General features: G+C 54.5%; 29 protein-coding genes and 1 pseudogene. 19 read left to right on the top strand and 11 right to left on the bottom strand.

Translation table 11 applies throughout. The annotated features are described in order from the left end of the window. Positions 1-13: 13 nt before the first annotated feature. Positions 14-913 carry a hydrogen peroxide-inducible genes activator gene (locus GRI36_RS11625; protein WP_160598602.1) on the bottom strand — a complete coding sequence of 300 codons (900 nt, stop codon included), beginning with the start codon at positions 911-913 and terminating at the stop codon, positions 14-16. A 99-nt stretch (positions 914-1,012) separates the two neighbouring features. Here GRI36_RS11625 and GRI36_RS11620 point away from each other — a divergent pair, with 99 nt between their 5' ends. The 5 genes from GRI36_RS11620 to folP all read left to right on the top strand — a co-directional run bounded on the left by GRI36_RS11620 (position 1,013) and on the right by folP (position 5,898). After that, on the top strand, positions 1,013-1,186 hold the full coding sequence (locus GRI36_RS11620) for a YdcH family protein (protein WP_160598601.1): 174 nt from the start codon (positions 1,013-1,015) through the stop codon (positions 1,184-1,186). Positions 1,187-1,315: 129 nt separating this feature from the next. Continuing rightward, positions 1,316-2,500, top strand: coding sequence for a Na+/H+ antiporter NhaA (gene nhaA / locus GRI36_RS11615; protein ID WP_160598600.1), 1,185 nt, complete (start codon positions 1,316-1,318; stop codon positions 2,498-2,500). Further along, positions 2,500-3,426: a calcium/sodium antiporter gene (locus GRI36_RS11610; RefSeq protein WP_160598599.1), complete on the top strand. Its 927-nt coding sequence runs from the start codon at positions 2,500-2,502 to the stop codon at positions 3,424-3,426. Before nhaA ends, GRI36_RS11610 begins: the two co-directional genes overlap by 1 nt. 241 nt (positions 3,427-3,667) lie before the next feature. Further along, positions 3,668-4,786, top strand: a complete 1,119-nt coding sequence (locus GRI36_RS11605; protein ID WP_160599216.1) for a site-specific DNA-methyltransferase — start codon at positions 3,668-3,670, stop codon at positions 4,784-4,786. Continuing rightward, a complete protein-coding gene (gene folP, locus GRI36_RS11600; protein ID WP_160598598.1) occupies positions 4,783-5,898 on the top strand; it encodes a dihydropteroate synthase in 1,116 nt (371 codons plus the stop codon). Before GRI36_RS11605 ends, folP begins: the two co-directional genes overlap by 4 nt. Positions 5,899-5,904: 6 nt before the next feature. Here folP and GRI36_RS11595 read toward each other — a convergent pair whose 3' ends face one another. The 5 genes and pseudogenes from GRI36_RS11595 to GRI36_RS11580 all read right to left on the bottom strand — a co-directional run bounded on the left by GRI36_RS11595 (position 5,905) and on the right by GRI36_RS11580 (position 9,795). Continuing rightward, on the bottom strand, positions 5,905-6,321 hold the full coding sequence (locus GRI36_RS11595; protein ID WP_160598597.1) for a hypothetical protein: 417 nt from the start codon (positions 6,319-6,321) through the stop codon (positions 5,905-5,907). Between the two features lie 97 nt (positions 6,322-6,418). Beyond that, positions 6,419-7,180: an SDR family NAD(P)-dependent oxidoreductase gene (locus GRI36_RS11590; protein WP_160598596.1), complete on the bottom strand. Its 762-nt coding sequence runs from the start codon at positions 7,178-7,180 to the stop codon at positions 6,419-6,421. 67 nt (positions 7,181-7,247) lie between these two features. Further along, a complete protein-coding gene (locus tag GRI36_RS11585) occupies positions 7,248-8,063 on the bottom strand; it encodes a hypothetical protein (RefSeq protein WP_235902246.1) in 816 nt (271 codons plus the stop codon). A 150-nt stretch (positions 8,064-8,213) separates the two neighbouring features. Then, a pseudogene (locus GRI36_RS14110) lies at positions 8,214-8,282 on the bottom strand (zinc-ribbon domain-containing protein); the annotation flags it as partial. 79 nt (positions 8,283-8,361) lie between these two features. Further along, positions 8,362-9,795 (bottom strand): sigma-54-dependent transcriptional regulator, encoded by a 1,434-nt coding sequence (locus GRI36_RS11580; RefSeq protein WP_160598594.1) that lies wholly within the window; start codon positions 9,793-9,795, stop codon positions 8,362-8,364. Between the two features lie 169 nt (positions 9,796-9,964). On the opposite strand from GRI36_RS11580, the gene GRI36_RS11575 reads away from it, so the two are divergent. The 5 genes from GRI36_RS11575 to GRI36_RS11555 are packed head-to-tail and all read left to right on the top strand — an operon-like array spanning position 9,965 to position 13,325. Beyond that, the gene (locus tag GRI36_RS11575; protein ID WP_160598593.1) at positions 9,965-10,090 is read left to right on the top strand and encodes an aa3-type cytochrome c oxidase subunit IV; all 126 of its coding nucleotides are present in this window, start codon (positions 9,965-9,967) and stop codon (positions 10,088-10,090) included. 12 nt (positions 10,091-10,102) lie between these two features. Next, positions 10,103-11,230, top strand: coding sequence for an NAD(P) transhydrogenase subunit alpha (locus tag GRI36_RS11570; RefSeq protein ID WP_160598592.1), 1,128 nt, complete (start codon positions 10,103-10,105; stop codon positions 11,228-11,230). Continuing rightward, a complete protein-coding gene (locus GRI36_RS11565) occupies positions 11,230-11,535 on the top strand; it encodes an NAD(P) transhydrogenase subunit alpha (RefSeq protein ID WP_160598591.1) in 306 nt (101 codons plus the stop codon). Before GRI36_RS11570 ends, GRI36_RS11565 begins: the two co-directional genes overlap by 1 nt. Then, positions 11,532-12,983: an NAD(P)(+) transhydrogenase (Re/Si-specific) subunit beta gene (locus GRI36_RS11560; RefSeq protein ID WP_160598590.1), complete on the top strand. Its 1,452-nt coding sequence runs from the start codon at positions 11,532-11,534 to the stop codon at positions 12,981-12,983. Before GRI36_RS11565 ends, GRI36_RS11560 begins: the two co-directional genes overlap by 4 nt. A gap of 3 nt (positions 12,984-12,986) precedes the next feature. After that, a complete protein-coding gene (locus GRI36_RS11555; RefSeq protein ID WP_160598589.1) occupies positions 12,987-13,325 on the top strand; it encodes a hypothetical protein in 339 nt (112 codons plus the stop codon). A gap of 18 nt (positions 13,326-13,343) precedes the next feature. Here the strand turns inward: GRI36_RS11555 and GRI36_RS11550 are convergent, their stop codons facing one another. Further along, positions 13,344-13,760 carry a DUF2147 domain-containing protein gene (locus GRI36_RS11550; RefSeq protein WP_160598588.1) on the bottom strand — a complete coding sequence of 139 codons (417 nt, stop codon included), beginning with the start codon at positions 13,758-13,760 and terminating at the stop codon, positions 13,344-13,346. A gap of 102 nt (positions 13,761-13,862) precedes the next feature. Between GRI36_RS11550 and GRI36_RS11545 the strand changes: the two genes are divergently transcribed. The 7 genes from GRI36_RS11545 (at position 13,863) to GRI36_RS11515 (ending at position 20,267) form a co-directional block, all read left to right on the top strand. Then, positions 13,863-15,077 carry a parallel beta-helix domain-containing protein gene (locus tag GRI36_RS11545; RefSeq protein ID WP_160598587.1) on the top strand — a complete coding sequence of 405 codons (1,215 nt, stop codon included), beginning with the start codon at positions 13,863-13,865 and terminating at the stop codon, positions 15,075-15,077. Continuing rightward, entirely contained in the window at positions 15,074-16,087 is a 1,014-nt protein-coding gene (locus tag GRI36_RS11540) for an SO2930 family diheme c-type cytochrome (RefSeq protein WP_160598586.1), read from the top strand. Before GRI36_RS11545 ends, GRI36_RS11540 begins: the two co-directional genes overlap by 4 nt. A 1-nt stretch (position 16,088) precedes the next feature. Next, positions 16,089-17,069, top strand: a complete 981-nt coding sequence (locus GRI36_RS11535) for an alpha/beta fold hydrolase (RefSeq protein WP_160598585.1) — start codon at positions 16,089-16,091, stop codon at positions 17,067-17,069. Between the two features lie 95 nt (positions 17,070-17,164). Beyond that, on the top strand, positions 17,165-17,860 hold the full coding sequence (locus tag GRI36_RS11530) for an aspartate/glutamate racemase family protein (protein WP_160598584.1): 696 nt from the start codon (positions 17,165-17,167) through the stop codon (positions 17,858-17,860). 78 nt (positions 17,861-17,938) lie between these two features. Beyond that, entirely contained in the window at positions 17,939-19,099 is a 1,161-nt protein-coding gene (locus GRI36_RS11525; protein ID WP_160598583.1) for a deoxyguanosinetriphosphate triphosphohydrolase, read from the top strand. Beyond that, positions 19,092-19,787, top strand: coding sequence for an NAD(P)H-binding protein (locus GRI36_RS11520; RefSeq protein WP_160598582.1), 696 nt, complete (start codon positions 19,092-19,094; stop codon positions 19,785-19,787). Before GRI36_RS11525 ends, GRI36_RS11520 begins: the two co-directional genes overlap by 8 nt. A gap of 24 nt (positions 19,788-19,811) precedes the next feature. Continuing rightward, positions 19,812-20,267, top strand: coding sequence for an ABA4-like family protein (locus GRI36_RS11515; protein ID WP_160598581.1), 456 nt, complete (start codon positions 19,812-19,814; stop codon positions 20,265-20,267). 99 nt (positions 20,268-20,366) lie between these two features. Here the strand turns inward: GRI36_RS11515 and GRI36_RS11510 are convergent, their stop codons facing one another. Next, positions 20,367-21,602 carry a hypothetical protein gene (locus GRI36_RS11510; RefSeq protein WP_160598580.1) on the bottom strand — a complete coding sequence of 412 codons (1,236 nt, stop codon included), beginning with the start codon at positions 21,600-21,602 and terminating at the stop codon, positions 20,367-20,369. 148 nt (positions 21,603-21,750) lie between these two features. On the opposite strand from GRI36_RS11510, the gene GRI36_RS11505 reads away from it, so the two are divergent. Further along, positions 21,751-22,347, top strand: coding sequence for a DUF938 domain-containing protein (locus GRI36_RS11505; protein ID WP_160598579.1), 597 nt, complete (start codon positions 21,751-21,753; stop codon positions 22,345-22,347). On the opposite strand, the gene GRI36_RS11500 is transcribed toward GRI36_RS11505, so the two are convergent. Both GRI36_RS11500 and GRI36_RS11495 read right to left on the bottom strand, forming a co-directional pair. After that, positions 22,344-22,508, bottom strand: coding sequence for an entericidin A/B family lipoprotein (locus GRI36_RS11500; RefSeq protein ID WP_160598578.1), 165 nt, complete (start codon positions 22,506-22,508; stop codon positions 22,344-22,346). The genes GRI36_RS11505 and GRI36_RS11500 overlap by 4 nt on opposite strands. 70 nt (positions 22,509-22,578) lie before the next feature. Next, positions 22,579-23,487 (bottom strand): DMT family transporter, encoded by a 909-nt coding sequence (locus GRI36_RS11495; RefSeq protein WP_328598386.1) that lies wholly within the window; start codon positions 23,485-23,487, stop codon positions 22,579-22,581. 89 nt (positions 23,488-23,576) lie between these two features. On the opposite strand from GRI36_RS11495, the gene GRI36_RS11490 reads away from it, so the two are divergent. Continuing rightward, the gene (locus GRI36_RS11490) at positions 23,577-23,804 is read left to right on the top strand and encodes a hypothetical protein (RefSeq protein ID WP_407985671.1); all 228 of its coding nucleotides are present in this window, start codon (positions 23,577-23,579) and stop codon (positions 23,802-23,804) included. Between the two features lie 13 nt (positions 23,805-23,817). Here GRI36_RS11490 and GRI36_RS11485 read toward each other — a convergent pair whose 3' ends face one another. Continuing rightward, positions 23,818-25,347 (bottom strand): CpaF family protein, encoded by a 1,530-nt coding sequence (locus tag GRI36_RS11485; protein ID WP_160598577.1) that lies wholly within the window; start codon positions 25,345-25,347, stop codon positions 23,818-23,820. Positions 25,348-25,414: the final 67 nt, after the last annotated feature.

The following is a 25,414-nucleotide window of genomic DNA, read 5'->3' as shown; positions in this document are numbered from 1 at the left end:
GGTTAAGCTGAATTCAGGCCAATATTTCCTTAGCCTCGGCGGCCACCAGATCAGCGATTGCGGCAAAGCTGTCAGAAAATGCAGCGCCTTCGCGCCAGACGGCACCGATGGTTCGGCTTTCAGTCCAGTCTTCGATTTCAAACCGTTTAACCATATCTTCACCGCCGGTTTCATTACGGAGATACAGTTCTGGTAAGATAGCAAGTCCGAGGCCGGAACCTGCCATTTGCCGAAGACTATCCAAGCTCGTGCCTTCATAATCACGCAGCAATTCGGCGCCCATTTTTTCGCAAATATGTTCTGTTTGCCGATGCGACGGATGCCGCAAATCCAGGCTGAGAACCGGCTCTCCATGAAAATCCTGCATCTTGATCTTGGTTCGTTTAAATAGCGGATGATCAGGCGCACCAACCAAATGCATCGGTTCCGTAAACAACGGTTCGACGCGCAAATCGCGGCCGCTATGGGGCAGTGGGGCCAGCATCATATCTAGTCTGCCGTTATGCAGGTCGGCATATTGGTCGGTTGGTATCCCTTCGCGAATATACAGCTTTAAGGCAGGAAAATCTCGGTGTAGCCGCACCACCGCGCGCGGCATTAGATAAGGGCCGATGGTCGGAGAAACACCCAGCCGAATAGTTCCAGCCATACCGTCGCGGCCACGCTCGGCAACCGCCTTTATCTCTGCAACATCGCGCATCACGCGCCGCGCGCGGGTCGCGATTTCACGCCCGATCGGGGTGAGGCGGACAGGACGTCCACGCTCGACCAACTTGGCCCCAAGCCTTAACTCCATCTCTTTGACTTGCTGGCTCAAAGTGGGCTGAGAGACATTAACGCTTTCCGCGGCACGTCCGAAATGTTCGGTGTCCTCGATTGCGACGAGATATTGCAATTGTCTGATGCTGGGCATGATAGTTAAAATCTATCACGGTTACTCATTACATACAATTGGAATTATCAAACGAAAGGTGCAATATCATCGTCAACAGGGCAACTTCAGGAGAGTGAGATGAACAACTACCTCAAGAAATTGCAATTACGCCACCGCAGGATTGATCGGTTGATCGATACCAGCAAATCGGCGGGTAAGCAGGAGGAGGTAAAAGCCCTCAAGCGTATTCGCCTGCAAATTAAGGATCGAATTACCGAATTGCAGCCGGGCAGACAATCTGTCCCGCAGTAAGGCGGTAATGGCGGCGCCGGAGGATCTATCCCCCTCCTCATGGAACTTCGGCGCCGTCAAAAAATTTATAAAATGAATGAGCGGCGTTGCGGGAGTATTCTGCAGCGCCGCTTCAATTAGGAAATAACAATGCCAATCCGCAACGCAGCATCCACCACAGGCCAATTCCTGCGCGACTTTTTGAAGCAGGAAAGCGCGGGCGGTATCGTGTTGATGTTGGCTGCGTTGGCCGCCCTCATCGTCGCGAACAGTGGGCTCGCGGGATGGTACAGCGATCTTTTGTCAACGGAAATAGCTGTGACTATGGGCGGGGGCGGTATCGAGAAACCTGCTTTGCTGTGGATCAATGACGGCCTGATGGCGCTGTTTTTCTTCCTCGTCGGGCTTGAGGTTAAGCGCGAAGTATTGACCGGCCAATTATCCAGCTGGAAGCAATCGTCGTTGCCTCTGTTTGCCGCCTTAGGCGGTATGATGATGCCTGCTTTGGTGTTCTTTGCGATCAACTGGAACGAGCCTGACAACCTCGCAGGTTGGGCGATTCCGGCGGCGACTGACATTGCCTTCGCCCTAGGGATTCTGGCGCTACTTGGTAGCCGGGTGCCGGTTGCTTTGAAGGCTCTTCTGCTAGCCGTCGCAGTCATTGACGATATTGGTGCGATTGTGATTATCGCGCTGTTTTATACCCCTGGTGTCGAGACCAATATGTTGATCGGTGCCGCAATCATTCTCGGCTTGTTGTTCGCGATTGGTAGGGCGCGTGTTGGTTCACGGCTGCCGTATGTGATCCTCGGCGTGGTGTTATGGTACCTCGTGCTGAAATCGGGTGTTCATGCAACACTCGCCGGTGTTGCGCTGGCGATGACCATTCCGATCACGACCCGCGGCGGCGAGAATATGCTTGAGCATATGGAGCATGCGTTGCACCCGTGGATTGCATTCATGGTGGTGCCCATTTTCGCATTCGCCAATGCTGGCGTAGGGCTGCTCGATATCGAAATGTCTGCGCTTGTCGCGCCGCTACCGCTTGGTATCGCATTAGGTTTGCTGGTTGGTAAGCAATTAGGCATCGTTGGCTTTGCGTGGATTGCTACCAAGACCGGCATCGCCAGCCTGCCAAAGGGTATCAGTTGGATGCAAATGTGGGGCCTGTCGCTAATTGCCGGTATCGGATTTACGATGAGCCTGTTTATCGGCAACCTTGCCTTTGCTTCGCCGGAACAAATTGCGGCTGTGAAGCTTGGGGTTCTTAGCGGGTCGCTAATTTCGGCAATTGCCGGGGTGCTAATCCTGCGGTCAGCATCTAAGGCACCTTAATGACAACAGCTATATTATTGGTCCTGCTGGGCTTGGCGGGACTTACTCTAGGCGGCGAGTTACTCGTACGCGGCGCGGTCGGCATCGCACAGCGGATGGGACTGTCGCAGCTATTCACAGGGCTTGTGATCGTGGGTTCGGCGACGTCGATGCCCGAAATGGTTACCAGTATCGAGGCTGCGCTTGCTGGCTCGCCCGGAATTGCTTGGGGCAATATCATCGGTTCTAACGTTGCCAACACTCTGTTGATTTTGGGTGCGGCGGCGTTGGTCGCTCCGATCGTCCTGACGGGCACTGGTAAACGCGACGCGGTGGTTGCTTTGGTCGCCACCTGTTTAATTTGGCTGATAGCATTTCAGGGCTTAGCTTCGCCATGGATCGGCGCAGCTTTGCTCGCATTGCTGACAGTCTACATCATCTGGAGATACCGGCATCCGCGTGCAGGTGAGGGCGATGACGAGGAAGAACCCGAGACACCGCCACTTTTGTGGCCAGCGATCGGGTTATTTGTCGCAGGGGTCGCAATACTGGTATTCGGCGGCCAGATGCTCGTTACGGGCGCGATCGACATAGCTCGGTTTGCAGGCCTGAGCGAGACTGTGATCGGATTGACGATTGTCGCGGTTGGTACTTCGTTGCCCGAATTAGCCGCCTCGGTTGCGGCTGCATTGCGGGGGAAATCGGCAATGGCGATTGGCAATGTCGTGGGCTCGAATATCTACAATTTGCTGCTGATCGGCGGAGTAACCATGACTATTGCACCGCTGGCAATCCCGCCCGAATTGAATGATCTGGAATGGCCATTGGTAGCGCTGTCGGCCGTCATGATGGTGGTATTGTGCAGCTATGCGCGCAAAATCGAACGCTGGTTTGGCGGACTGCTGTTGGCTGCTTTTGTAGCGTTCAACGTCATGCTTTTTGTCTAAGAGCTGCTCAATCTGATAAACTTATCTTATAGAGTCTTCCGGGCCACACCCCATCATATCGAGTCTATGAAACCATCAAGACTCAACATCTTGTGGGGGACTCTTTTCGTTCTCTCTTGGTTAGCCGCGCGTTGACCATGATGTGCGAAAACTCTTTCCTTGACGCGAAGTCCGTGAGGACTCACCCTGTGGATAAGTCACAATAGGGGAAGAAATGATGGGGGTCATCCAGACCACTAGGATGCGTGAGGCCAGCAAGGCCCGCGTAAAAACTATCGCCAAGCCAGTGGAATTGCCGCTCGGTCAAATCCTGTCCGGCGATTGTGTGGAAGCGATGCGGTCGCTGCCCGACAACAGCATTGATCTCGTATTCGCGGACCCTCCGTACAATTTGCAACTTGGCGGGGACCTCAACCGACCGGATGGCAGTCAAGTCGATGCGGTTACCGATCATTGGGATCAGTTTGACAGCTTCAAGATTTATGACGATTTCACAAGAGATTGGCTGACAGAGGCGAGACGAATTCTCAAGCCTGACGGCGCCCTGTGGGTCATCGGCAGTTACCACAACATCTTTCGTGTTGGCGCGATCTTGCAGGATCTTGGTTTCTGGATCTTGAATGACGTAGTTTGGCGCAAAAGCAATCCGATGCCCAACTTTAAGGGTACTCGTTTCACCAACGCGCATGAGACGCTGATCTGGTGCAGTCAGGGCGAGAAAGCCAAATACCACTTCAACTACCGTGCGATGAAGACGCTGAATGATGAATTGCAAATGCGCAGTGACTGGGTGCTGCCGATTTGCGGTGGCCAAGAACGTTTGAAAGAAGGCGGGACGAAAGTTCATCCTACGCAGAAACCCGAAGCTTTGTTGTATCGCGTCATGCTGGCGACAACCGAAAAGGGCGATGTGGTGCTCGACCCGTTTTTTGGCACTGGCACGACTGGCGCTGTAGCCAAACGATTGGGCCGCCAATGGATCGGCTGCGAGCGCGAAAGTGTCTACACCGATGCCGCGCTCAAACGGATCGAGAAGGAGCTTCCACTTGATGAAAGTTCGCTCGAAACAATGCAAAGCAAGCGCAATGCGCCTAAGGTTGCATTCGGCGTCTTGGTTGAAAATGGTTATATCAAGCCGGGCACAGAAATTTTTGACAAGAAGAGAAAATGGGTCGCTAAGGTTCGCGCTGACGGCTCGCTCATTTACGAGAAGCAGGTTGGTTCAATCCACGGTCTGGGCAAGGAATTGCAAGGCGCACCCAGCTGCAACGGTTGGACATTCTGGCATATTGAACGCGACGGAAAAATAGAGGCGGTTGACGCCGTAAGGCAGCTATATCTGTTGGCGACCGAGGATTGATAAACCAAGTTTATATTCGGCCGACGGGGCTAAGTGACAGCCCGCAAAGCGAGCATGGCAATGCGCTGCGATTGGCTGGCGGGCTGGTCTATGCGCATAGGTTCGCGATTATTCTTAGGCAGGACGGGCGTGTTGTTGAGCGGCGTTTGGCTTCGCCAGATACAATCGGTGATATCCTGTCCGCTCTGCCCGAGGACATATGTGAGGACGCCGCAGCGCAATGGGCCGGATTGAAAGCTGATCATCAGCCGCTCCAATTGGGTGAGCGGACGATCCGCCTCGATCAACCGCAAATCATGGGAATTCTGAACGTAACGCCCGACAGTTTTTCTGATGGTGGCGAGTTTCTAGACAACCCAGAAGCGGGTCGCGCCCATGCGTCAGCAATGTTGGAGGCCGGTGCGGCCTTGGTCGACGTTGGCGGGGAAAGCACGCGCCCCGGGGCACCCGCCACATGGGAAGGTGACGAGTTGAAGCGCGTCCTGCCGGCGGTTGAATATTGCGCGGGAATGGGTGCCGCAATCAGTGTCGACACGCGCCGTCCGGCAGTCATGGAAGCGGCGCTCGAAGCAGGGGCGCATATTATCAATGACGTTTCTGCTTTGCGGCATGATCCGCGCAGCTTGGAATTGGTTGCGGCGCGGGGGTGCCCCGTAATATTGATGCACGCGCCGGGTGACGGCGAAGATCTGCACGGAAATGCAGAATATCGTGACGTCGTATTTGATGTGTTTGACTGGCTGAAATCTTCCCGAGACCGCGCGATGGCGGCTGGGCTAGACCGTAGCAATATTATTCTTGATCCGGGCATTGGCTTTGGAAAATCGCTGGCGGACAATCTTGCACTGATAAATGCGTTGCCGATGTTTCATGCTCTCGGCCAACCGCTTGTTCTGGGCGCGAGCCGCAAGCGCATGATCGGCGCATTATCTAATGAGGCGCCAAGTGATCGGCGATTGGGCGGTTCGGTCGCCTTGACCGTGGCTGGTATGGATGCGGGTGTCCAACTGCACCGCGCCCACGATGTCGCGGCAATCGTTCAAGCCCGGAATGTCTGGCGCGGATTGCGCGATGCGGCGCTCACCGATTTTTCGCAAATGCCAGCCGAATAATTGGTTTTAGTCAGATCCTGACCGGCTATTGATCCGTTCGAACAGCAACGACATTGCGTCTTCCATCCAATTCTCGTTCACATTTTCATAATCGTCATTGATGGGCGGCCCTGCTTTGACGGAAAATTCGCTGCGGTCGATCGGTTCGACAGTCATCAGTGCGCGTCCTTTGTCCAATCCGACAGCAACTGCGGCGATGCGCTTGCTATGGACTTTCAGAACAAACCGCTTGCTTGAACTGCTTGCGCCCTCTTCAGCCAATTCCATATCGAAACGGTCATCAACCGCTCCTTGTGCCAATTCAACCAGACGGGCCAGTTTCGGCCCCTCGTCACGGCTCCAGCGCAGACGCTCAAATTGAACGGCATCGACATCAGCCGATAGGCGGTCACAGGCGAGCTCAAAGTGGTCTTGTGGCATCATAGTCCTCACAGTGGAACGGCACATTTGCCGAGGCATGTTCGGAGACTGTTACAGTGTAATCCCTAATAATTTTTATCCAAACCGGGCTGCATTTTGCTCAGAATGAAAACCCGCCATCGCTGATCATCACATGGCCTGTCATATTGGCGGCCATATCGGACAGGAGGAAGCCGATTTCTCCTGCCAATTCGTCCGGCGTTGCAAATTGCCCCCTCGGGGTGGTGGCAGCCATCGTCTTTAGCGTCGCCTCGCGGCCAATCGCTTTGACAGATTTCAAAAAGTCCTCGCCACCTTCCCAAATCGCTGTGTCGACGCCGCCCGGCGCAATCGCATTGACGCGGATATTATGCTTTGCGTTTTCTGCTGCAGCAATGCGTGCCATGTGCGCGACGCCCGCTTTGGCAACTCCGTAGGGGCCGATGCCAGGCACGGGCTTCACGCCTGTTACAGAAGCGGTTACGACCGCGCTGCCGCCACCAGTTTTCTGCATAGCGCGCAGGGCTGATGAAAGCGTCAGGAATGCGCCGTCCAGATTGACTGACATGACCCTGCGCCATTCGGCCAGGTCCAAATTAGCAATTTCACCAAATCCGCCGATTCCGGCGTTCACGATCGCATGGTTGAGGCTCGTCAAATCGGCTTCGAGGCGCGACCATAATTCTGGGTCATCGACGCTACCTGCAATGCGAACTGTTTCGCATTGCAGGTCGAGCGCGCTTAACCCTGCCTCATCCACATCGACGAGAATCAATCTTGCCGAGCCGCTTCTATCGAGAAATCGAGCGCATGCCGCGCCAATTCCTGATGCTGCGCCTGTGATCAGCGCCGTTCGACCCTTGAAATCTAATCTATCGTTCATCCGCTTCGCCTAGCGTTGCAAACGCACAAATGCGATAGATCTTTTCAAGCCCAATTAGGCGCGGTTGCTACAAACAGCCTTCCACATATCTTATCGAATCAGTGCCTGACGAAATGAAATCGATATTACCGGCAGAGGTTACATGAAATTTGATGCCGCGGTCTTTGCTATCCCAGATGAAATAGTCTGTACCGTCATATGGGTTCTGCTCCGACTCTAGCTTCGAGCCATAAGCTTTGCGCAATTCAGCTTCAGACGACCCGACCTTTATGTTTTTCGCGGTCGCAAGTTTTGGGCTGGTGGTGGTAAATGATGTTGCCTTGCCCTGTTCCACCATAACATCAGCGGTTCCATCAGTGCTTGCATAGGTTTCACAAGCGTCAGTATCCCAGCCAGGCCCTCCCGCACGATATTGACCCACTGGATCGATTTTTCCGCGCAATTCGCTGAATGGTGTGTTCGCAATCAGGCCTAGCATGCCCGCCGATGTGATTGTTTCCATTTTGGCTAAATTGCCTTCCCAGATATATCCCCCATCTTTGGTCTTGAGCCAACGCGTTTTGGGATCAGCGCCTTCGACCCAACGCCCTGTGACAGCGATGCCAGGCTTCATTGTCTCGAGCACTCTGGAACCGCGTGCTGTGGGGAAATTGCGTTTTTGGGCTGTGCCTGCAAGCAACCGGGTAAGTTCGGCCGACTGGAATGTGTCAGAATAATCGTCAAACCAGCTTTGCGGACGAGGCGCGTTAGGATCTTCGGCTTTCACTTGGGCGGGAGCTTCAACAGCGCTTGTTCCTTCCTCATCCTTGACCGGTTGCAGGAACATATAGGCAGCAAGAGCCGCCGCGGTTAAAACGCCGCCGATGCCAACCGAGATGCCCACAATTTTTCCGGTATTGTCTGCCGGCAAGTTTTCATAAGCAGGAGCAGCAGCTGGCTGCGCTGGAGGCGCTGCGGGAAAGGGTGGAGGCGGCGATACAGGAGTTGCTGAAGAGGCCGTGTTGTTTGCTAGTCCGGTGTTAGCCCTGGCGGCCCCGCATCCACCGCAAAATTTTGCATTCGGATCTAACTGCGCGCCACATTCCGCACAAAACTTAGCCATTCTTCATACCCCCCGATATTGATTTCGAAAGGGGTTAGACCAAACGAGTGACCTGAGTCGAGCGCGCGCCCGCAAATACTCAGGCAGCGTCGCCGATACCCAGATCACCCAGCTTGCGATAAAGGGTGGAGCGACCGATTCCGAGGCGGCGGGCGACTTCGGTCATTCGGCCGCGATAATGTCCAATCGCGAGCCGAATAACATCTGCCTCGATGTCTTCTAGTGGGCGCAAATTGCCATCGGACGTATACAACATCACGCCGACCCCTTCCTGCAATGCTGGCGACCCGTCATCTTCAATTTCGCCGACGACTTCGGCCAATTGCGGGAAGCTTTCAGCGGTAAGGGTTTCACGGTCACAGAAAACTGCGGCGCGGAATAACACAGCTTGTAATTGGCGGACATTGCCCGGCCAATCGAATGCAGACAGCAAATTGAGCGCGCTTTCGCTGATCGAAATACTGCGCAGACCGGGCTGGTCGCCGATCCGCGAGAGAAAGTACCTCGTCAGGGCGGGAATATCGCCGGGTCGCTCCCGCAAGGGCGGCAATTTGATTTTGGTTTGTGAAATTGCGCTGAGCAATTCTGGGTGAAAGTGTCCAACGCTGTTCTGCGCATCGCCCAAATCATCGAGCGGTAGATTGCTGGCGCACATAAGGCGCACATCCACCCTAAATCCATGCTTTGCACCGATCGGGCGGACGATGCCTGTTTTCATTGTTTCGGCTAGTTTGGCCTGCAAATCATCATCAAGGCGGTCGACCTCATCGAGGATTAAAGTGCCGCCGTCGCAATATTGGATCGCGCCAACTTGGCGGTCAAATGCGCCGGGAAAGGCGTTTTGTTCATGGCCGAACAACACCGATTCGATCGAATTGGCCGGAACCGAACGGATATTTATCAGCCGGAAGGCCGCTTTTGCCCGTGGGCTTGCCAAATGCATTGCGCGAAGGAGCATCTCTTTGCCAGTGCCGCTTTCGCCTTCGATAAGGATCGGCCCGTGCCCACGAGCCGCTTTGGCTGCTTTTGCTAAGGCGGAGCGAAATTCTGGTGAATTGCCGATCATCGAATCGAAATCGAGCGCGCTGCTCATTTTTTCGGTCAGCGGCTGCAGTTCATCTTTGGGCGCTTCGTTTTTGGTCGCGCTGCGTAGCGCTTGCATCAAACGGTCTGGTGAAACGGGCTTGATCAGATAATCCGTTGCTCCTGCACGCATCGCATCGATAGCAAGCAGCGGGCTTGAACTGGTGGTCAACATGAGAATTGGCATCGCGGGACGCCGTGCTTTCAGCTCCTCAATTAACGTGCTGGCCTCATCGCCGGGCACCCATTGATCTAGGATAATTGCAGAACATTGCATGCCTTGACGCGTGCCGAGCATAGCAATTGCTGTTTCCGAATCACGAACAACAAGTGTGCGCCATCCCTCGCGGGCGGCGAGCGCTGTAATGAGACGACTTTGCGCCGGCTCATCGTCAATCAGCATTAATAGGCGCGACTCGCTCTCTGCCATGTTCTTCAAAACCGTCCCATTGCGATACAGGCTTGATGTTTAGGCGGAACGGGTAAAGGTCCGATTAAGGCTAAGAACATCTTTCAAAGGCTTGAAGCGGACGATGCAGCGCGATAGACCGCACCGGATGAGTTTAGATACGTAACAACTTTTAATGGGGAATAATCGAATGGCTTCGGCAAATGACATGAAAGCGGCAGAGAAGACCTACAATTCGTTCATCGCGAGTTTGAAGTGGTCGGTTCCGCTACTCGCGGTAATTACCTTGATCGTCGTCATCCTGATTGCTGATTAAGAAATTTCCGACTTGCTCATAGCAGCCCTGAAAGAACGCGCCGCAGGGGAAAAGCGCGTATCGGTCACTCCTGAAACAGTGAAGAAATTCATCGCGTTGGGGGCGGAAGTCTCGGTTGAGAACGGCGCAGGCGAACATGCGTCGATTTCCGATGCCGACTATGAGCAAGCAGGTGCGCAAATTACGTCCGCTGCCAATGCTGCGGCAAAGGCGGATATTGTGTTGGGGGTACATGCTCCTGACGCAGCCTCGCTGAAAAACGCTGCGAGCGGGGCATGGGTAGTCGCAACATTTGATCCCTTCGGGCAGAGGGGCCGTGTTGAGGCCTATGCCGAAGCGGGCCTTGAGGCGCTGGCCATGGAATTCATGCCCCGCATTACCCGCGCTCAAAGCATGGATGTGCTCTCCAGCCAGTCAAATCTCGCGGGATACAAGGCGGTTCTTGCGGCAGCTGACGAATATGGGCGCGCTTTCCCGATGATGATGACTGCGGCAGGGACGATCCAAGCCGCTCGCGCTTTTGTGATGGGTGTTGGTGTCGCTGGCTTGCAAGCGATCGCGACCGCACGGCGGCTGGGCGCCCAAGTTTCCGCCACTGATGTGCGTAGTGCCACCAAAGAACAAATCCAATCGCTTGGTGCAAAACCAATCTTCGTTGAATCAGTCGAGGGTATCGAAGGCGAAGGCAGTGGCGGTTACGCCACCGAAATGAGCCAGGAATATCAGACGGCACAGGCCGAGTTGGTATCAAGCCATATCGCCAAGCAGGATATCGTCGTTACTACGGCGTTGATCCCGGGCCGGGCCGCGCCGCGCCTGATCTCAGACGCTCAAATTGCCACGATGAAGCCGGGTAGTGTGATTTTCGACCTCGCCGTCGCGCAAGGCGGCAATGTCGAAGGCAGCGAGCCGGACAAGGTCGTGGTCAAACACGGCGTTAAAATTATGGGCTTTTCCAACACGCCAGCGCATTTGGCGGCGGATACCTCGGCGCTTTATGCCCGAAATCTCTACAACTTTCTCAGCGCGTTCTGGGATGCGGAAGCCGGAAGGCCGGTTCTCGACGATGAGATCGGCGACGCCGTGCGGCTCACGCAAGGCGGTAAGATTGTGAACGAACGACTGATGGAGAACGGATAATGGACTTCATCTCGATTCTTTCGATTTTCGTAATGGCCTGCTTTGTTGGTTATTACGTCGTTTGGTCGGTCACGCCAGCGCTGCACACGCCGTTGATGGCGGTGACCAATGCGATTTCTTCGGTCATCATTGTTGGTGCGCTGATTGCTAGCGCCGAGGCAGGAAGTCCGGCTGCCAAGTGGCTGGGCCTCGCCGGAGTGGTGCTCGCTAGCATCAATATCTTCGGTGGCTTCGCAGTTACCGAACGAATGCTGGCGATGTACAAGAAGAAGGATAAGCCAGCAGCCGAAGGGAAGAAGGCATGATGATCTCCCTTCTATCCGCTGGCACTGAAGCTGCGGCGACCCCGGCATGGGTGGCGCTTGCCTATCTCGCGTCCGGTGTGCTGTTCATTCTTGCCTTACGGGGATTAAGCTCGCCGCAAACCAGTCGTGCGGGTAACCGGTATGGTATGCTGGGCATGTTGATTGCAGTGGTCACAACCCTGCTGACCCATGATGTGGCCAGTCTGCCCGAAATATTGATTGCAATCGGCCTTGGCGGGATCATCGGTTTCACCATCGCACGCAAGATCGCGATGACCGATATGCCGCAATTGGTCGCCGCTTTTCACTCGCTCGTTGGTCTCGCTGCGGTGCTTGTTGCCTTGGCAGCATTTCTTAATCCGGCAGCTTTCGGGATTGCCGATGCGGCGGGTCAAATCTTGACTGTCAGCCGAATTGAGCTCGCGCTGGGCGCGGCGATCGGTGCCATTACGTTCTCCGGTTCGGTAATCGCTTTTGCCAAATTGAACGGCAATATGTCGGGCACCCCGATCATGCTGCCGGGCCGCCATATTATTAATCTTGGCACACTGGCAGGCATCATTGCGCTGACTGCGCTTTACGCGATCAGCCCATTGGGCGGTGGAGGTGAGGGGTGGATGTTCTGGGCCATTCTGGGCGCGGCTTTCATCATCGGTTTCTTGTTGATCATTCCGATCGGCGGTGCGGATATGCCGGTCGTGGTTTCGATGCTCAACAGCTATTCTGGCTGGGCGGCGGCGGCGATGGGCTTCACCCTAGGCAATACGGCGATGATTATCACCGGCGCGCTGGTCGGCGCATCCGGTGCAATCCTGTCCTACATCATGTGTAAGGCGATGAACCGCAGTTTCATTTCGGTGATTGCCGGAGGTTTTGGTGTGGAAGCGGTCTCCGACGGAGGTGAACCGCGTGAACAGCGCCCTTACAAGCAAGGCAGCGCCGCCGATGCGGCGTTCATGCTTGAGCAGGCGGAAAACGTCATCATTATTCCGGGTTACGGCATGGCCGTGGCGCAGGCGCAGCATGCTCTGCGCGAGATGTGTGATCTTCTTGAGGAAAAAGGCGTCAATGTGAAATTCGCCATCCATCCTGTTGCAGGCCGGATGCCGGGTCATATGAACGTGCTGCTCGCAGAGGCTAGCGTCGATTATGATAAAGTATTCGAGCTAGAAGACATCAACAGTGATTTTGCGCAGGCGGATGTGGCTTTCATTATTGGTGCGAATGACGTGGTCAATCCCGCAGCGAAAACTGACAAAACGTCCCCCATTTACGGGATGCCAGTGTTCGATGTCGACAAGGCCAAGCAGGTTTTCTTCATCAAACGCAGCATGGGTGGGGTCGGCTATGCCGGGGTCGACAATGATGTGTTCTATATGGACCAGACCATGATGCTGCTCGCCGATGCGAAGAAGATGGTCGAAGAAATTGTGAAGAGCCTGGATTAATCAATGCGCAAACTTCTCATCTTCATTCTTTTGCTTGCTGCGATTGGCGGTGCTGCAATTTATGCTGGATTGGCCAATCCTCTGATTGAACGGCGCGTTAAATCTGCGTTGGTAGAAAACGGAATTGGCGAAAAGCGCGCTGAATGCATGGCTGGTCGGATGGTTGACCGGCTGACCATCGCGCAATTGATCGGTTTGCAGAATATGCGGGCCCAAGAAGGCGAAACAGAAAATCCTACAGGCGTCGGCGACTTCATCAAACGGGTTCGCCGGATCGGCGATACAGAAGCTGTGGCCGTAGTCGCCAGCAGTGCGGGCCTCTGTGCCATCGGTATCGGCTGACAGTTCGACTTGGGCCAGTCAGACCTTGGTGAAGGTCACTGTCTTACAGAATACAGCAACGCAGCCCTGCACTTTCAGTGTGTTACCGGCGCGCCAGACCTGCGCATTGAAATAGCGACCTTCTTCTGGGCTATATCCTTTGCCCTTATACTTCGACCCATTTTCTGAAAGGCTCCAGAATATCGGCAGGCCTTTGAGCGCTCTGCTCCGCTTTGCTTTGTCAGGATTGTTGTCATCGCGCGCGCCGCCGGCTGGTTCGGGGACCAGAAAACGCGAAATTTTACCGCACATATCACCGCCGCATTTATAAAACTGGATGACCGCTTTGCCGTCATCGGTCTTCCAATTGCCGGTGATCGCCTCGGGCGCAGCAAATGCCGGGGTCGCAAAGACAAGCGCTGCAGATGCAGGCAACAAGTATCTGGCAGCGATCATCGGCGTAATCCTCGATATAGGTTGTAGCATTCATACGATTGAAACTGCCGCTTGGTTTCGGACAAAATTTCGCGCAGAGTGTATCTAAGAGGGAGACTTAGAATGAAAAAGCTGAATGGGGTATGTCTTGCAGCGTCCGCGCTGATACTCGCGGCGCAACCCGCATCGGCAGAGACAATTGTTGTTGAAGCAGGTGAGGGCGCACAGGAACGGTTGCAGGAGGCGCTAATTCTCGCCGAAGCTGGTGATGAAATTGTGCTGGGCGCAGGGCGTTTTGCGCTGACCGATGGCCTCTCGCTCGATGTTGATAGCGTTACACTGCGCGGCGCGGGCATGGATCAGTCGGTGCTCGATTTTACCGGTCAGCAGGGCGCAGGCGAGGGGCTGCTTGTTACTTCGGACTTCGTCACTCTGCGTGATTTCGCACTGGAAAACCCGAAGGGCGATGGGGTTAAATCGAAAGGTGCCGATGCGATTGTTTACCACCGGATCCGTGTAACCTGGACCAATGGTCCTGATGCTTCGAATGGCGCATACGGCATATATCCGGTTGAAAGCACCGGCGTGCTGGTCGACGGGTCAAAAGTATCCGGTGCGTCGGACGCAGGCATTTATGTGGGGCAGAGCCGTGACATAACCGTGCGTGGCTCGATAGTCGAAGCTAACGTGGCAGGCATCGAGATTGAGAACAGCCGCAACGCCTTGGTCGAAAACAATATCGCAACGCGCAACACTGGTGGATTGCTGGTTTTCGATTTGCCCAATTTGCCAATTATGGGCGGCGGCAATGTGATCCTGCGCAACAATTTGGTGATCGATAATGACACGCAGAATTTTGCGCCTCCTGGTAATATCGTTGCAGGTGTGCGGCGCGGCACCGGGATCTTGGTAATGGCCAATGACGGGGTTCTGATCGAAGGCAATATCCTCAACAACAACCCGACCGCGCACGTGATGGTTGTCGCCTATACGCAAGAATTCAATGACCCAAGCTACAATCCGCACGCGCGCAATGTTGTTGTCGGCCAGAATCTGTTCGGGCGGGGCGGGGATGATCCGCAGCTTGATGGCGGCGAAATGTTGATGGCTGCATTTGGTGGCGCGCTGCCGCCTGTAATGTGGGACGGCGTTGCCGAAGGTGACGATGGATTAACAGTGGCCGAAGGCGTCGGCGGCTGGACTCTGGGCCTGACGGTTGCGGGACAGGATTTGGCAGAAGCAAGCCCTGCGCCGCTGGATGTGCCGACGCCTAATTATGTTTTTGACGAGGAAAGCGTTGGCGCGCCGGCTGAATTGTTGGCGCGTATTGGCGGATGAGTTCGCGCTTCTTCCTTCTTGCGTTGTCAATCAGTGCATTGGGCGTTGGGGTGCTTTCTCAGGCGCGAACTTTGCCGCCTCCGGTTAATGATCTGGCCGTAGCTGAATCGCCTTTTCCGCGCGCTCTGTCTGATTTCGGCTTTTTTTCTAATCTTGCGAGCCAAACCCCGAATGACGGGGTCATTCCTTATCGATTGAACACTCCTCTATTTTCTGATGGAGCGGAGAAACTGCGGTTTATCTATTTGCCAGCAGGGATGACTGCGAAGAGCGATGGAGAAGGGCTGTTGGACCTTCCAATTGGTGCCGCGATTATCAAGACTTTCGCGTTTGGTGGTGGCGATGACCGGCGCCTGATTGAAACAAGAGTTTTGCTCCACCGCGCCGATGGCTGGCTGGCGCTACCTTATAAATGGGATGATGCGCAAAGTGATGCGCGACTGGTCGTTGCAGGGGCTCGAGTTGACCTCACGACCCCGAGCGGTGAAGACATCAGCTACCGCGTCCCCAACAAGAACCAGTGCAAGGAATGCCATGGCCTAGATGGCGAAGTGATCCCGATCGGTCCGAAGGCGCGCAATCTGTCGCATGATTGGCTGGAGGGAATGACCACCTCAGGCAAATTGGATACCGTACCTGCCGGGTCTGATGTCCTTCCGAAATGGGAGCTACGCTGGACGGCCCGAACCTCCGATGCTGCGCGCGCCTATCTCGATGTGAATTGTGCGCATTGTCACCGGCCAGGCGCAACTGCCTCCAATTCGGGTTTGGATCTTCGATGGGAGCAGGATGATTTGCAAGCGATTGGCGTCGGCAAACGCCCTGTGGCCGCTGGACGCGGTTCTGGCGAATTGCTGTTCGACATCGTGCCAGGAAAGCCCGACCAATCAATCCTCGCCCACAGGATGCGCAGCGACGAAATCGGTGTGGCCATGCCCGAATTGGGTAAGTCAACGGTCGATAAGGATGGCGTCAATGTGATCGAACGCTGGATCGCGGAGATGAAATGATATGAAAACTCTCGCCAAAATAATTGCTGTGGTGGCCGGCTTGTTGGTGCTCGCATTTTTCATTTTCCGCACTCCTGATAGCGATCCCGCTGAAATGCGCGCCAAATACGGTAATTCTCCATCGCAATTCGTTGAACTTGCAGATGGGCTCACAGTCCACCTGCGCGATGAAGGGCCGCGCGAAGCCCCTGCGATAATCCTGTTGCATGGTTCCAATTCTGACTTGCTGACTTGGGACCCATGGGTGGAGCGGCTGAAGGATGATTACCGAATAGTCCGTTTTGACCAACCGGGGCATGGTTTGACAGGAGCTTCGCCTGACGAAGATTATTCGATTGAAACCTATGTCAAAGCCATCGGAAATGTTGCCGATAAACTTGGGATCGAGAATTTTTATCTTGGCGGTAATTCGATGGGCGGCGGGCATACTTTGGCCTACGCGCTTGCCCATCCGGGACGGGTGGAAGGCATGATTTTGGTCGACGCATCAGGACCGCCAAGAATGCAATCGGCGGATAAGGATAAAGACGGGAATATCGGCTTCACCATCGCCAGAACGCCTGGACTTAACCAGTTGATGAAGCATATTACTCCGCGCAGTCTGATCGAACAAAGCCTGCGGCAAAGCGTTAGCAATGAAGCGATTGTAACGCCCGAAGCGATTGACCGCTATTGGGAGATGCTACGCTATCCGGGCAATCGCGCCGCGACGCTGGCCCGGTTCACTCGCATTTACGAACCGTTCACGGCTGAGCAGATGGCGGGTCTGACTATGCCCGCGCTGATAATATGGGGTGATCAAGATGCTTTGATCCCGCTTGCTGCTGGTGATTGGCTCGACAAGAACCTACCGAAGAGCGAGTTGGTTGTGTTTGAAGGGTTTGGCCATCTTCCAATGGAAGAAGCGCCCGATGCAAGCGCGCAAGCCGTGAAAAGCTTCATGGAGAAGGCAGTAGTAAGAAATTCGGCAAATACAGGGTAAAGAGTCTGCGGCTTATATAGACGCAGCACAGAAGGCGGCTTAGGTTGCTAACTTATTGATCATTAGGTGTAAAATTCTCTTGGGGGCTACCAAAAGTGCGCAAATTGGGACTGATTGGCGGGATGAGCTGGACCTCGACCCGAGCCTATCTGGAAGAAATTAACCGGCTGGTTCGGCGGCGTACTACGCCAAGGACCACCGCAGAAACTTTGGTCGACAGCATCAATTTCTCCGAACTGCATGGGCTGGGCACCGAAGCGGATTGGGACATTGCCACGAGCCAATTGGCACAGTCTGCCAAGCGACTTGAAACTGCGGGAGCGGAGGGATTGATAATCTGCGCAAATTCGATGCACCGCCATTTTGATGTCATTGCTGATGCTGTTGAGGTTCCGATCATCCATGCTGCCGACTGTATTGGCCGCGAAGTAGCCAAATCGGGTAATGCCAGCCTTGCCCTTATCGGCCGCAGAAATGTAATGACCGAGAGCTTTTTCCGCCAGCGTATCGTCGCGCAAGGCGTTCATTTGATGGCGCCGGACATGAACAATGTCGCGTCAATAGATCGGATTATTTGCGAGGAATTGATGGCTGGAAAGGCCAGCCGCGATGCTGAGCGTGAATTGAAGACGATCATTACGCAAAAAGAACAAGCCGGTGCGACCGGAATTATTCTCGCCTGTACTGAGCTGGAACTGGTAGTCGATGTGAAGGCAAATGTCCTGCCAATATTCGATTCCACACGTATTCATTGCGCCGCTGCAGTGGAGTGGATGTTCGAGGAGACTTAAGCGAGCGGGCATCCTTACAAATGTTGCCCGATTGTTCCCGTTGTCGGGCTATCCCATACAGCCTAAGCCGCGCGCTAGATGACCTGCGCCCCTTTTGCTGCTGACCCCGCCGCCTCACGCGGCCGAGAATTCCCCGAAAGTGGCGGAGGCACTCGCGGTCCGAGGAGCGAGTTCCAGCGTGACCGGGACCGTATTATCCATTCCATCGCGTTCCGCCGGCTGCGAAGCAAGACGCAAGTGTTCATCGCGCCCGACGGCGATCACTACCGAACGCGGCTGACCCACAGCCTGGAAGTGGCACAGATCGGTCGCGTGATCGCCCGTGCTCTAGGCCTTGATGAAGATTTAACCGAAGCATTGTGCCTCGCCCACGATATCGGCCACCCACCTTTCGGCCATGCTGGGGAGAAAGCGCTTTCGCAGGCTATGGAGCGGCACGGAGGTTTCGATCACAATGCGCAATCACTGCGCACTCTGATGCGGATTGAAAGCCCGTATCCCAATCATGACGGGCTCAATCTAAGTTGGGAATTGCTGGAGGGTCTGGCTAAGCACAATGGTCCGGTCGAAGCCCCCGGTTGGGCGCTGGCCGGGCTTAATGCGGAATTCTCTTTCGAATTGAGAAATTATGCGTCGTTGGAAGCGCAAGTGGCGGCGATTGCCGACGATATTGCTTACGATAATCACGATATCGATGATGGATTGCGAGCTGGTTTTCTTGACCCAGAAGAGCTGATGACGCTCGATTTCGTCGCTGACCAATGGCGCGTGGTCGAGAAACGCTTCCCATCTGCCCCCAAAGAGCGTCAACTGCGGGAGTTGGTGCGGGGGCAAATCGGACTGATGGTCAATGACGTGCTCGAACATACCACTGCTAATCTCATCGGAGTTGAAACGGTTACCGATGTGCGCACGGCTGGCCGGATGCTAGCCAGCTTTTCGCCTGCTATGGCCGTATCAGAACGGCGATTGAAGAATTTCATGTATGAGAAGCTCTATTACCACCCTGAACAGCTCGCCACCGCAGAAAAGGCCCGCGATGTGGTGGCGCGTCTTTACGCCGCCTATGAGCAGGACGACCGCTATCTGGAGGAGGGCTGGCGCGATACGCTGCCTGAAAATGAACCGGAGCGCAGCCGTCATATCGCTGATTATATCGCTGGCATGACAGATCGTTTTGCGATTGACCAATGCAAAATCATCTATGGCTCGGCACCCGAGGGTTTGAGTAATGTCTAAACCGGTCCGCATCGCAATTATCGGAGCAACCGGGCTGGTTGGACGATCAATTATCGGGCAAGCCGTTGGGCGCGAGGATGTCCGCCTGCTGGCGATTGCCAGGCGTGAACTAAAGCTGCCTGCAGGTGCGGCGATGGAAATGGTTGTCGCTGACCCAGACCGCTGGGGCGATGTCATTCGCCGGGTCAAGCCGCAGGTTCTGATTAACACGTTGGGCACCACAATGAAGAAGGCTGGCAGCGAAGATGCGTTTCGCGCAGTTGACCAACACCTCGTATTGCAGGCGGCGCAGGCAGCAATTGATTGTGGCGTGACGCGGCTGATTTCAGTCAGTTCAATCGGAGCAGACGCTTATTCGAAGAATTTTTACCTCAAGGTAAAGGGCGAAGTCGAGCGCGACCTGATGAAGTTGGGCTTTAGCCGTGTCGATATCTTCCGGCCCGGCCTGCTGCGCGGAGCGAGGGAGGATGACCCGCGTGTTGCCGAGCGTGCCGGGATGATGATCAGTCCAATTGCCGATCTTCTGATGCACGGCAAGTACCGCAAATATCGTTCCATAGCTGCGGAGAATGTTGCACGAGCGGGCTTAGCCTTGTCCATGCGAAAAGCGTCTGGCAAATTCATCCATGAGCATGATGCAATAATGCGTGCGGCCCATAGCCTGCCCCAATTGGGCAAAGCCGATTAACACGCAGCATTAGGAGCAAGCAATATGTGGGAAGCTGTTTTTAGTACGGTCAATTTACTCGCTCTGGCAGCTTGGTTCATCTTGATCCTTTTGCCTAGAAAGCCGCTGGCTATGTCGGTGGTGCTCTATCTCGGGGTCGGTCTTTTGTGTCTGGTCTATGCTGCCGGATTAATCTCGATTCTAACCGGTATCGCCGATCCCATAGGGCCAGAAGGCGCAAGCACCAGCTTTAGCACAATAGAGGGCGTGCGCGCTTTGTTTGCGTCCGATGGCGGCGTTGCCGTGGGCTGGACGCATTACCTCGCATTCGATCTTTTCGTCGGATTGTGGATTGCCAAAGACGCCGATGCAAAGGGCTTCAGCCGAATAATTCAGGCCCCGATTTTGCTTGCAACATTCATGGCTGGGCCAGTTGGCTTGCTGGTCTGGCTTATACTTCGCGAACGAAGCGCCCGAAAATTTGGACGTAAGCAAGCCTAGCGGCCAGCCTGCTCTACATTATTTCGGGTAATGTCGAGCTTTTGGATGCTTAGCCAGGTGGCACGCTGCCTCTTGAGTTTTGCCCAACAATTGGCACTTTTAAATGCCTTCTGGCCGTTGGTAGTCATCCGGAGTAATATCGAGGCGTTCTATCCGCAAAATCGGCTCGCGCTGGCTTAATCGAGTCCCAGTAGTCTGAGTCGTCTTATTGGCTGTAAGCGAATAGCGTTCGATCATATAAAAGCCTGGAACGGGATCGATGCCCCCTCTTTTCAGCGGCGCGTAAATACGTTTTGAAATATTTTCTGCCACTGGTTTTAGCCAATTCGCTGCGCCTTCGGCTCTCAGTATTTCAATGTCCTCGACCTGCCCATCGACGTTGACCCAAAACCCGATGTCGGCCCATTTGCCAACGGAGTTCCGTGTGATCTGGTAGTCGCTGGTGTTAAGAACACCCCGTTCTTTGATCTCGGTTTCGTTGTTTGACAAAATCGGCATGGGTTCGCTTTTGATCAAAATCGGGCGGGTCGCCCCACTGGATTCCGCAAAACGTTTGAGTAGAGCCTCGGTTTGGGTTTCGTCACCATTTTTGCGCGCGAAGCGCGCGAGCAGGACGTCGGCGACGAGAGTGAACTCATCAGCCCCTTCAAGCGGCGATTGGCTTATCTGTGTAAGCCCTTCGATAACATTTTTTTCCAATTCTATCTTGTAGCTACTTGGGCTCGACGGGCTTTCCAAACGCGCTTGATTGAGCAGAATTTGGCGAAGCTTGGCGTAAGTCGCGACGCGCGCATTGCCCAATTCGAGTGCACGTTCCTCTGTACGCTTGTAAATCCGCTCGGCTTCGTCGGGGTATCCCAGTTTGGCTCTGCTGTCCCCGACTTCAACTTCTGCCGCCAGAGTGCGAGGGTCTTCTTTACCCAGACCTCCTGCGAGCGTGTCGCGCATATCCAAAACAGACAGCTGGAAGTCTTTTGCTTCGCCCTGATGCGCTGAAATACGGCTATTGGCGCGATATAGGCGCGAGACTGGCACAGGCAATTCGTCACCATATTTCTTGTTGCGCCCCAGCGATTGACGCAAAGTCGACCGGCTGTCCCGGTAATCCCCAGCAACAAACTGGTTTTCAGCGTGCGCGAGCGTAAGCCTTATGTCTTCTTCCGGCGGGCAGCCGCGTGCAAGACAGTCAAACAGGGCTTTTTCGGTGTCTGATAGGGATTGGCCTGTAACGACGATCTCGCGCTGCTCGCTCGGCTTCGCTTCCTGAGCTACGGCGATCGGCGAAAAACCGATAGAGGCGGCTATACCTGTGCTAAGAAGTAGAAAGTTTTTCATAATTAAAGCCTGCGGTTCTCAAATTGGTTTGAATTCATAACGCACGTATAGCGAGATTTATCCCGTCACTTATTTGCACTGGGCGTCAAGTAAATGACAGTTAGACGAGCGGTCAATATTGCCTGACCAATGAAGGGAAACTGAATTAATGAAACGCCACGCCCCGGCCACAGCCCGAAATAGCCGCCCGATCGCCAATGTTTTGCAGCAAGAATTACCCGAGAAGGGGCTAATTCTGGAAGTGGCAAGCGGAACCGGTGAACACGTGGTATTCTTTGCCCGTCTATTTCCCGCTTTAAATTGGCAGCCTAGTGACCACGATCTAGGCGCGCTTTCTTCAATCACTGAATACGTAAGTGATGCGATGGTCAGTAACATCCATCGACCAATTGCTTTGGATGCCGCGTCACCTGATTGGCCGATGGCGCAATGCGATGCGGTCTTGTGCATCAACATGGTTCATATCAGCCCGTGGGACGCTACAATCGGCCTGTTCCGAGGAGCGGCTTCAATCCTGCCTGATAGCAGCCCGTTGATTATCTACGGACCCTTCATTGAAGAAAACGTTGAGACCGCAGATTCAAACGTCGCCTTTCATCGCAGTCTCGTTGCACGAAACGGTGAATGGGGGCTGCGAAATTTACCAAAGGTCGATGCTTTGGCTGAGCAACACGGATTTACCCGCATCAAGAAATGTCCAATGCCAGCCAATAATTTGATGCTTATCTACCGCAAGAAGAGTTAGACTTTTCTCTCTACCTTCTCGGGCGCTTCCAGATTCGTAAGGTCATCCCCAGCCTCACCGACCGACTCAATGTCTCGGCCGAGACCTTTCACGGTGTTACATGCGGACGCGGTCATGGTCATCGAGGTGATGCCGATTGCAAGAAGCAGTTTACGAATCATAATTCATTCCTTTCGCGAAACATTACGCGGACTGATAGCCTTACAACTCCGGCTTATCATTTGGGTTCCCTTAGCCATCGATTGCCGCGACCGCTTTCTGCTTTGACAGAATGTGTTCACGCCAAGCGATGGTCAGACCGGCTGCGACAATCAATGGCGCGCCGACCCAAGTTATAGCAGGGGGCAGTCTTTCGAAAAATAGCCATCCGAACAATGTTGCCCAGATAAGCGACGAATAATCCATCACAATTACGCTAGAGACAGCGCCGAAACGCAGTGCGGCGGTCAATAGGAATTGGCCGAGCAAGCCCGACGCTGCCAATGCAGCGAGCAATTTCCATTGGTGAGCAGTTTCAGCGCCATCGGAAAATGGAAGGCCTACCGCAAGAAACGGCAGGCTGAACAAGGCAAAATAGAACACGATGATCAATGAATCTTCGGTGCGTGTGAGGTCCCTGATCTGGATTGATATCAGCGCGATCATGAAGGCCGCGCCCAGCGCAACCATTGCCCCAAACAGCGGGATATGGCTGTTTCCCGGCTGGGCGATTACAACCACTCCGGCAAACCCCATCATCACCGCACTCCAACGCCAGATTCCGACTTTCTCGCGTAGCAAGATTGCCGAAAGGATGACTGCCCAGATCGCGGAGGTGAAATTGAAGGTTGTCGCCTCTGCCAGCGGCAGCAGTGTGACCGCACCAAAGTTCAAAAACATGCCGCCAAGGCCGAGGATCGCGCGTTGAAAATGTTTGCCCAACCGCTTCGAATTCAGACGATGTAGATTGTTACGGAACGCAAACCACGCCAGCAAAATCGGGACCGTGGGCAATTGCCTCCAAAACAAAATTTCGACGAGACCGACACCGCTTTCATTCGCCAATTTTACCAGCACCAACATGACCGATAACGTAAATGCAGCGGCAAGACGGATTAGCAGGGCAAGGATCGGGCGTTGCCCTTGGTCATTGTCTTTCACAGAAGTTCAATAGACGCTCGTGAATTGCGGGCAAGTCGAAGCTATTGCGCAGCGCGGGGCGCTTACCCATATTCGCGATGATGGAATGGGTGCACAAATTTGTCGTATTCGCGAGCGAGGCGAAGATCCTCGGCCTGTGGGGCCTCGCAATGATTTGTATTGCAGCGGCCGCGCTTATTGCAGAACGCAGGCGCAATCGGGTTGCCCGCATCGACCGGATCGGCTGGGTCCCATGGACTGCCATTTTTATGTTCAGTGCGATGATCGGCGCAGGCCTGCTGGCCCTTGCTGCAAAGGGAATTGCTGCCGGACAATAGACCGGGAGGCTACTCAGAGGCAGGCTTCCAAATACGCTTGATCAAAGCCGAATTGGCGTGATTTTTCAAGCGTGTATGGGCGTAGGCCGGATGCACGAAATTCACCGATGATCTTGCCGTCGTCATCCTCGTCCAGATATTCGAACTTGAACAATTCCTGCGTGACAATCACGTCGCCTTCCATCCCGATGACTTCGGTGATGCCCGTTGTCCGGCGTGAACCGTCGCGCAGACGTTTGACCTGTACGATCAAATCGACAGACTCGGCGATTTGGCGCGAGATGGCTTCTTTCGGGATCTTGATGTCACCCATCAAAATCATGTTTTCCATACGGCCAAGGCATTCGCGAGCCGAGTTGGCGTGAAGCGTACACATCGAACCGTCGTGGCCCGTGTTCATCGCTGCAAGGAGGTCAAAACATTCCGCACCGCGAATCTCGCCCAGAATAATCCGGTCGGGACGCATACGCAGGGCGTTCTTAACAAGGTCGCCAATTGTAATCGCGCCTTGTCCTTCAAGGTTCGGAGGACGTGTTTCGAGCGGCAACCAGTGCGGTTGTTGTAAACGAAGCTCGGCCGCATCCTCAATTGTCAGCACGCGTTCGCCTGGATCGATCATTTTCGACAGGGCATTGAGCATCGTCGTTTTACCCGAGCCGGTACCGCCCGAGATAACGATGTTCATCCGGCATGCACCGGCAATTTTCAGCGCGGTTGCCATCTTCTGGTCCATCGAGCCAAATTCTTTGAGCATGTCGATTGTGATCGGCTTCTCGGAGAATTTACGGATCGAGATTGCAGTGCCTTTGAGCGACAGTGGCGGAACGATGACGTTCACACGGCTGCCGTCTTTCAAACGGGCATCGGCAAGCGGAGTGGTTTGGTCGACGCGGCGGCCAACTTGGTTCACAATCCGTTGGGCAATCTGGAACAGGTGTTGTTCATCACGGAACCGGATTGGCGCCATGACGAGCTTGCCGCCTTTTTCAATGTATGTTTGGTCGGGTCCGTTGACCATGATGTCCGAGATATCGGGGTCATTCAGCAATTCTTCGAGTGGGCCAAAACCGAGCAATTCATCAATCAGCACTTTTTCCAGCGCAAATTGCTCGCGCCGGTTCAGGGTGATTTTGAGCTCGGCCAGCACTTCCATGATGATCGGGCGGAATTCTTCGGACAGCTCTTCCTTGCTCAGCGTCGCCGCAGCTTCAGGATCAACCCGTTCGAGCAAACGCGGGAGAACCTGTTCCTTGATTTTATGGACACTCTGTTCAAAACCGCCAGTCTCGGACTGGGTTTCCATTACCGCGTTCGAGCGATCGGCGAGACGAGTCATTGCGTCTGATTTGTTGGCCAAGGCACCGCTGGATTCAGCAGTAGTCTCTTCACCTGGCAATGGTGGGAATTGTTCGCCACCGGGTGGCGGGACTTCCGCTTTTTTGGCCGCAGCTTCGCCACCCTTCATTGGGCGTGCGACACCGAACGAGGGACGCGATCCGGAATTCATCCCGGAAGGTCCATTCTTACGTCCGAAAGCGCTCATCTGGCGTCCCCTGTCTGTGGCTATGCCACCAAAATCTATAATACTCTGCTGGGCTAAGATGCCGAAG

The organism is Pontixanthobacter gangjinensis, assembly GCF_009827545.1.
Taxonomy (GTDB): Bacteria; Pseudomonadota; Alphaproteobacteria; order Sphingomonadales; family Sphingomonadaceae; genus Pontixanthobacter; species Pontixanthobacter gangjinensis.
The sequence above is the reverse complement of the archived record's forward strand: the minus strand, read 5'-3'. Positions and strand labels throughout refer to the sequence as shown.

Excerpts from the sequence above, each read along its gene's own strand:
- GRI36_RS11625 (WP_160598602.1), bottom strand. The coding sequence starts at position 913 with ATGCCCAGCATCAGACAATTGCAATATCTCGTCGCAATCGAGGACACC.
- GRI36_RS11620 (WP_160598601.1), top strand. The coding sequence starts at position 1,013 with ATGAACAACTACCTCAAGAAATTGCAATTACGCCACCGCAGGATTGAT.
- nhaA (WP_160598600.1), top strand. The coding sequence starts at position 1,316 with ATGCCAATCCGCAACGCAGCATCCACCACAGGCCAATTCCTGCGCGAC.
- GRI36_RS11610 (WP_160598599.1), top strand. The coding sequence starts at position 2,500 with ATGACAACAGCTATATTATTGGTCCTGCTGGGCTTGGCGGGACTTACT.
- GRI36_RS11605 (WP_160599216.1), top strand. The coding sequence starts at position 3,668 with ATGCGTGAGGCCAGCAAGGCCCGCGTAAAAACTATCGCCAAGCCAGTG.
- GRI36_RS11595 (WP_160598597.1), bottom strand. The coding sequence starts at position 6,321 with ATGATGCCACAAGACCACTTTGAGCTCGCCTGTGACCGCCTATCGGCT.
- GRI36_RS11590 (WP_160598596.1), bottom strand. The coding sequence starts at position 7,180 with ATGAACGATAGATTAGATTTCAAGGGTCGAACGGCGCTGATCACAGGC.
- GRI36_RS11580 (WP_160598594.1), bottom strand. The coding sequence starts at position 9,795 with ATGGCAGAGAGCGAGTCGCGCCTATTAATGCTGATTGACGATGAGCCG.
- GRI36_RS11575 (WP_160598593.1), top strand. The coding sequence starts at position 9,965 with ATGGCTTCGGCAAATGACATGAAAGCGGCAGAGAAGACCTACAATTCG.
- GRI36_RS11565 (WP_160598591.1), top strand. The coding sequence starts at position 11,230 with ATGGACTTCATCTCGATTCTTTCGATTTTCGTAATGGCCTGCTTTGTT.
- GRI36_RS11560 (WP_160598590.1), top strand. The coding sequence starts at position 11,532 with ATGATGATCTCCCTTCTATCCGCTGGCACTGAAGCTGCGGCGACCCCG.
- GRI36_RS11555 (WP_160598589.1), top strand. The coding sequence starts at position 12,987 with ATGCGCAAACTTCTCATCTTCATTCTTTTGCTTGCTGCGATTGGCGGT.
- GRI36_RS11550 (WP_160598588.1), bottom strand. The coding sequence starts at position 13,760 with ATGATCGCTGCCAGATACTTGTTGCCTGCATCTGCAGCGCTTGTCTTT.
- GRI36_RS11545 (WP_160598587.1), top strand. The coding sequence starts at position 13,863 with ATGAAAAAGCTGAATGGGGTATGTCTTGCAGCGTCCGCGCTGATACTC.
- GRI36_RS11540 (WP_160598586.1), top strand. The coding sequence starts at position 15,074 with ATGAGTTCGCGCTTCTTCCTTCTTGCGTTGTCAATCAGTGCATTGGGC.
- GRI36_RS11535 (WP_160598585.1), top strand. The coding sequence starts at position 16,089 with ATGAAAACTCTCGCCAAAATAATTGCTGTGGTGGCCGGCTTGTTGGTG.
- GRI36_RS11525 (WP_160598583.1), top strand. The coding sequence starts at position 17,939 with ATGACCTGCGCCCCTTTTGCTGCTGACCCCGCCGCCTCACGCGGCCGA.
- GRI36_RS11520 (WP_160598582.1), top strand. The coding sequence starts at position 19,092 with ATGTCTAAACCGGTCCGCATCGCAATTATCGGAGCAACCGGGCTGGTT.
- GRI36_RS11515 (WP_160598581.1), top strand. The coding sequence starts at position 19,812 with ATGTGGGAAGCTGTTTTTAGTACGGTCAATTTACTCGCTCTGGCAGCT.
- GRI36_RS11510 (WP_160598580.1), bottom strand. The coding sequence starts at position 21,602 with ATGAAAAACTTTCTACTTCTTAGCACAGGTATAGCCGCCTCTATCGGT.
- GRI36_RS11505 (WP_160598579.1), top strand. The coding sequence starts at position 21,751 with ATGAAACGCCACGCCCCGGCCACAGCCCGAAATAGCCGCCCGATCGCC.
- GRI36_RS11500 (WP_160598578.1), bottom strand. The coding sequence starts at position 22,508 with ATGATTCGTAAACTGCTTCTTGCAATCGGCATCACCTCGATGACCATG.
- GRI36_RS11485 (WP_160598577.1), bottom strand. The coding sequence starts at position 25,347 with ATGAGCGCTTTCGGACGTAAGAATGGACCTTCCGGGATGAATTCCGGA.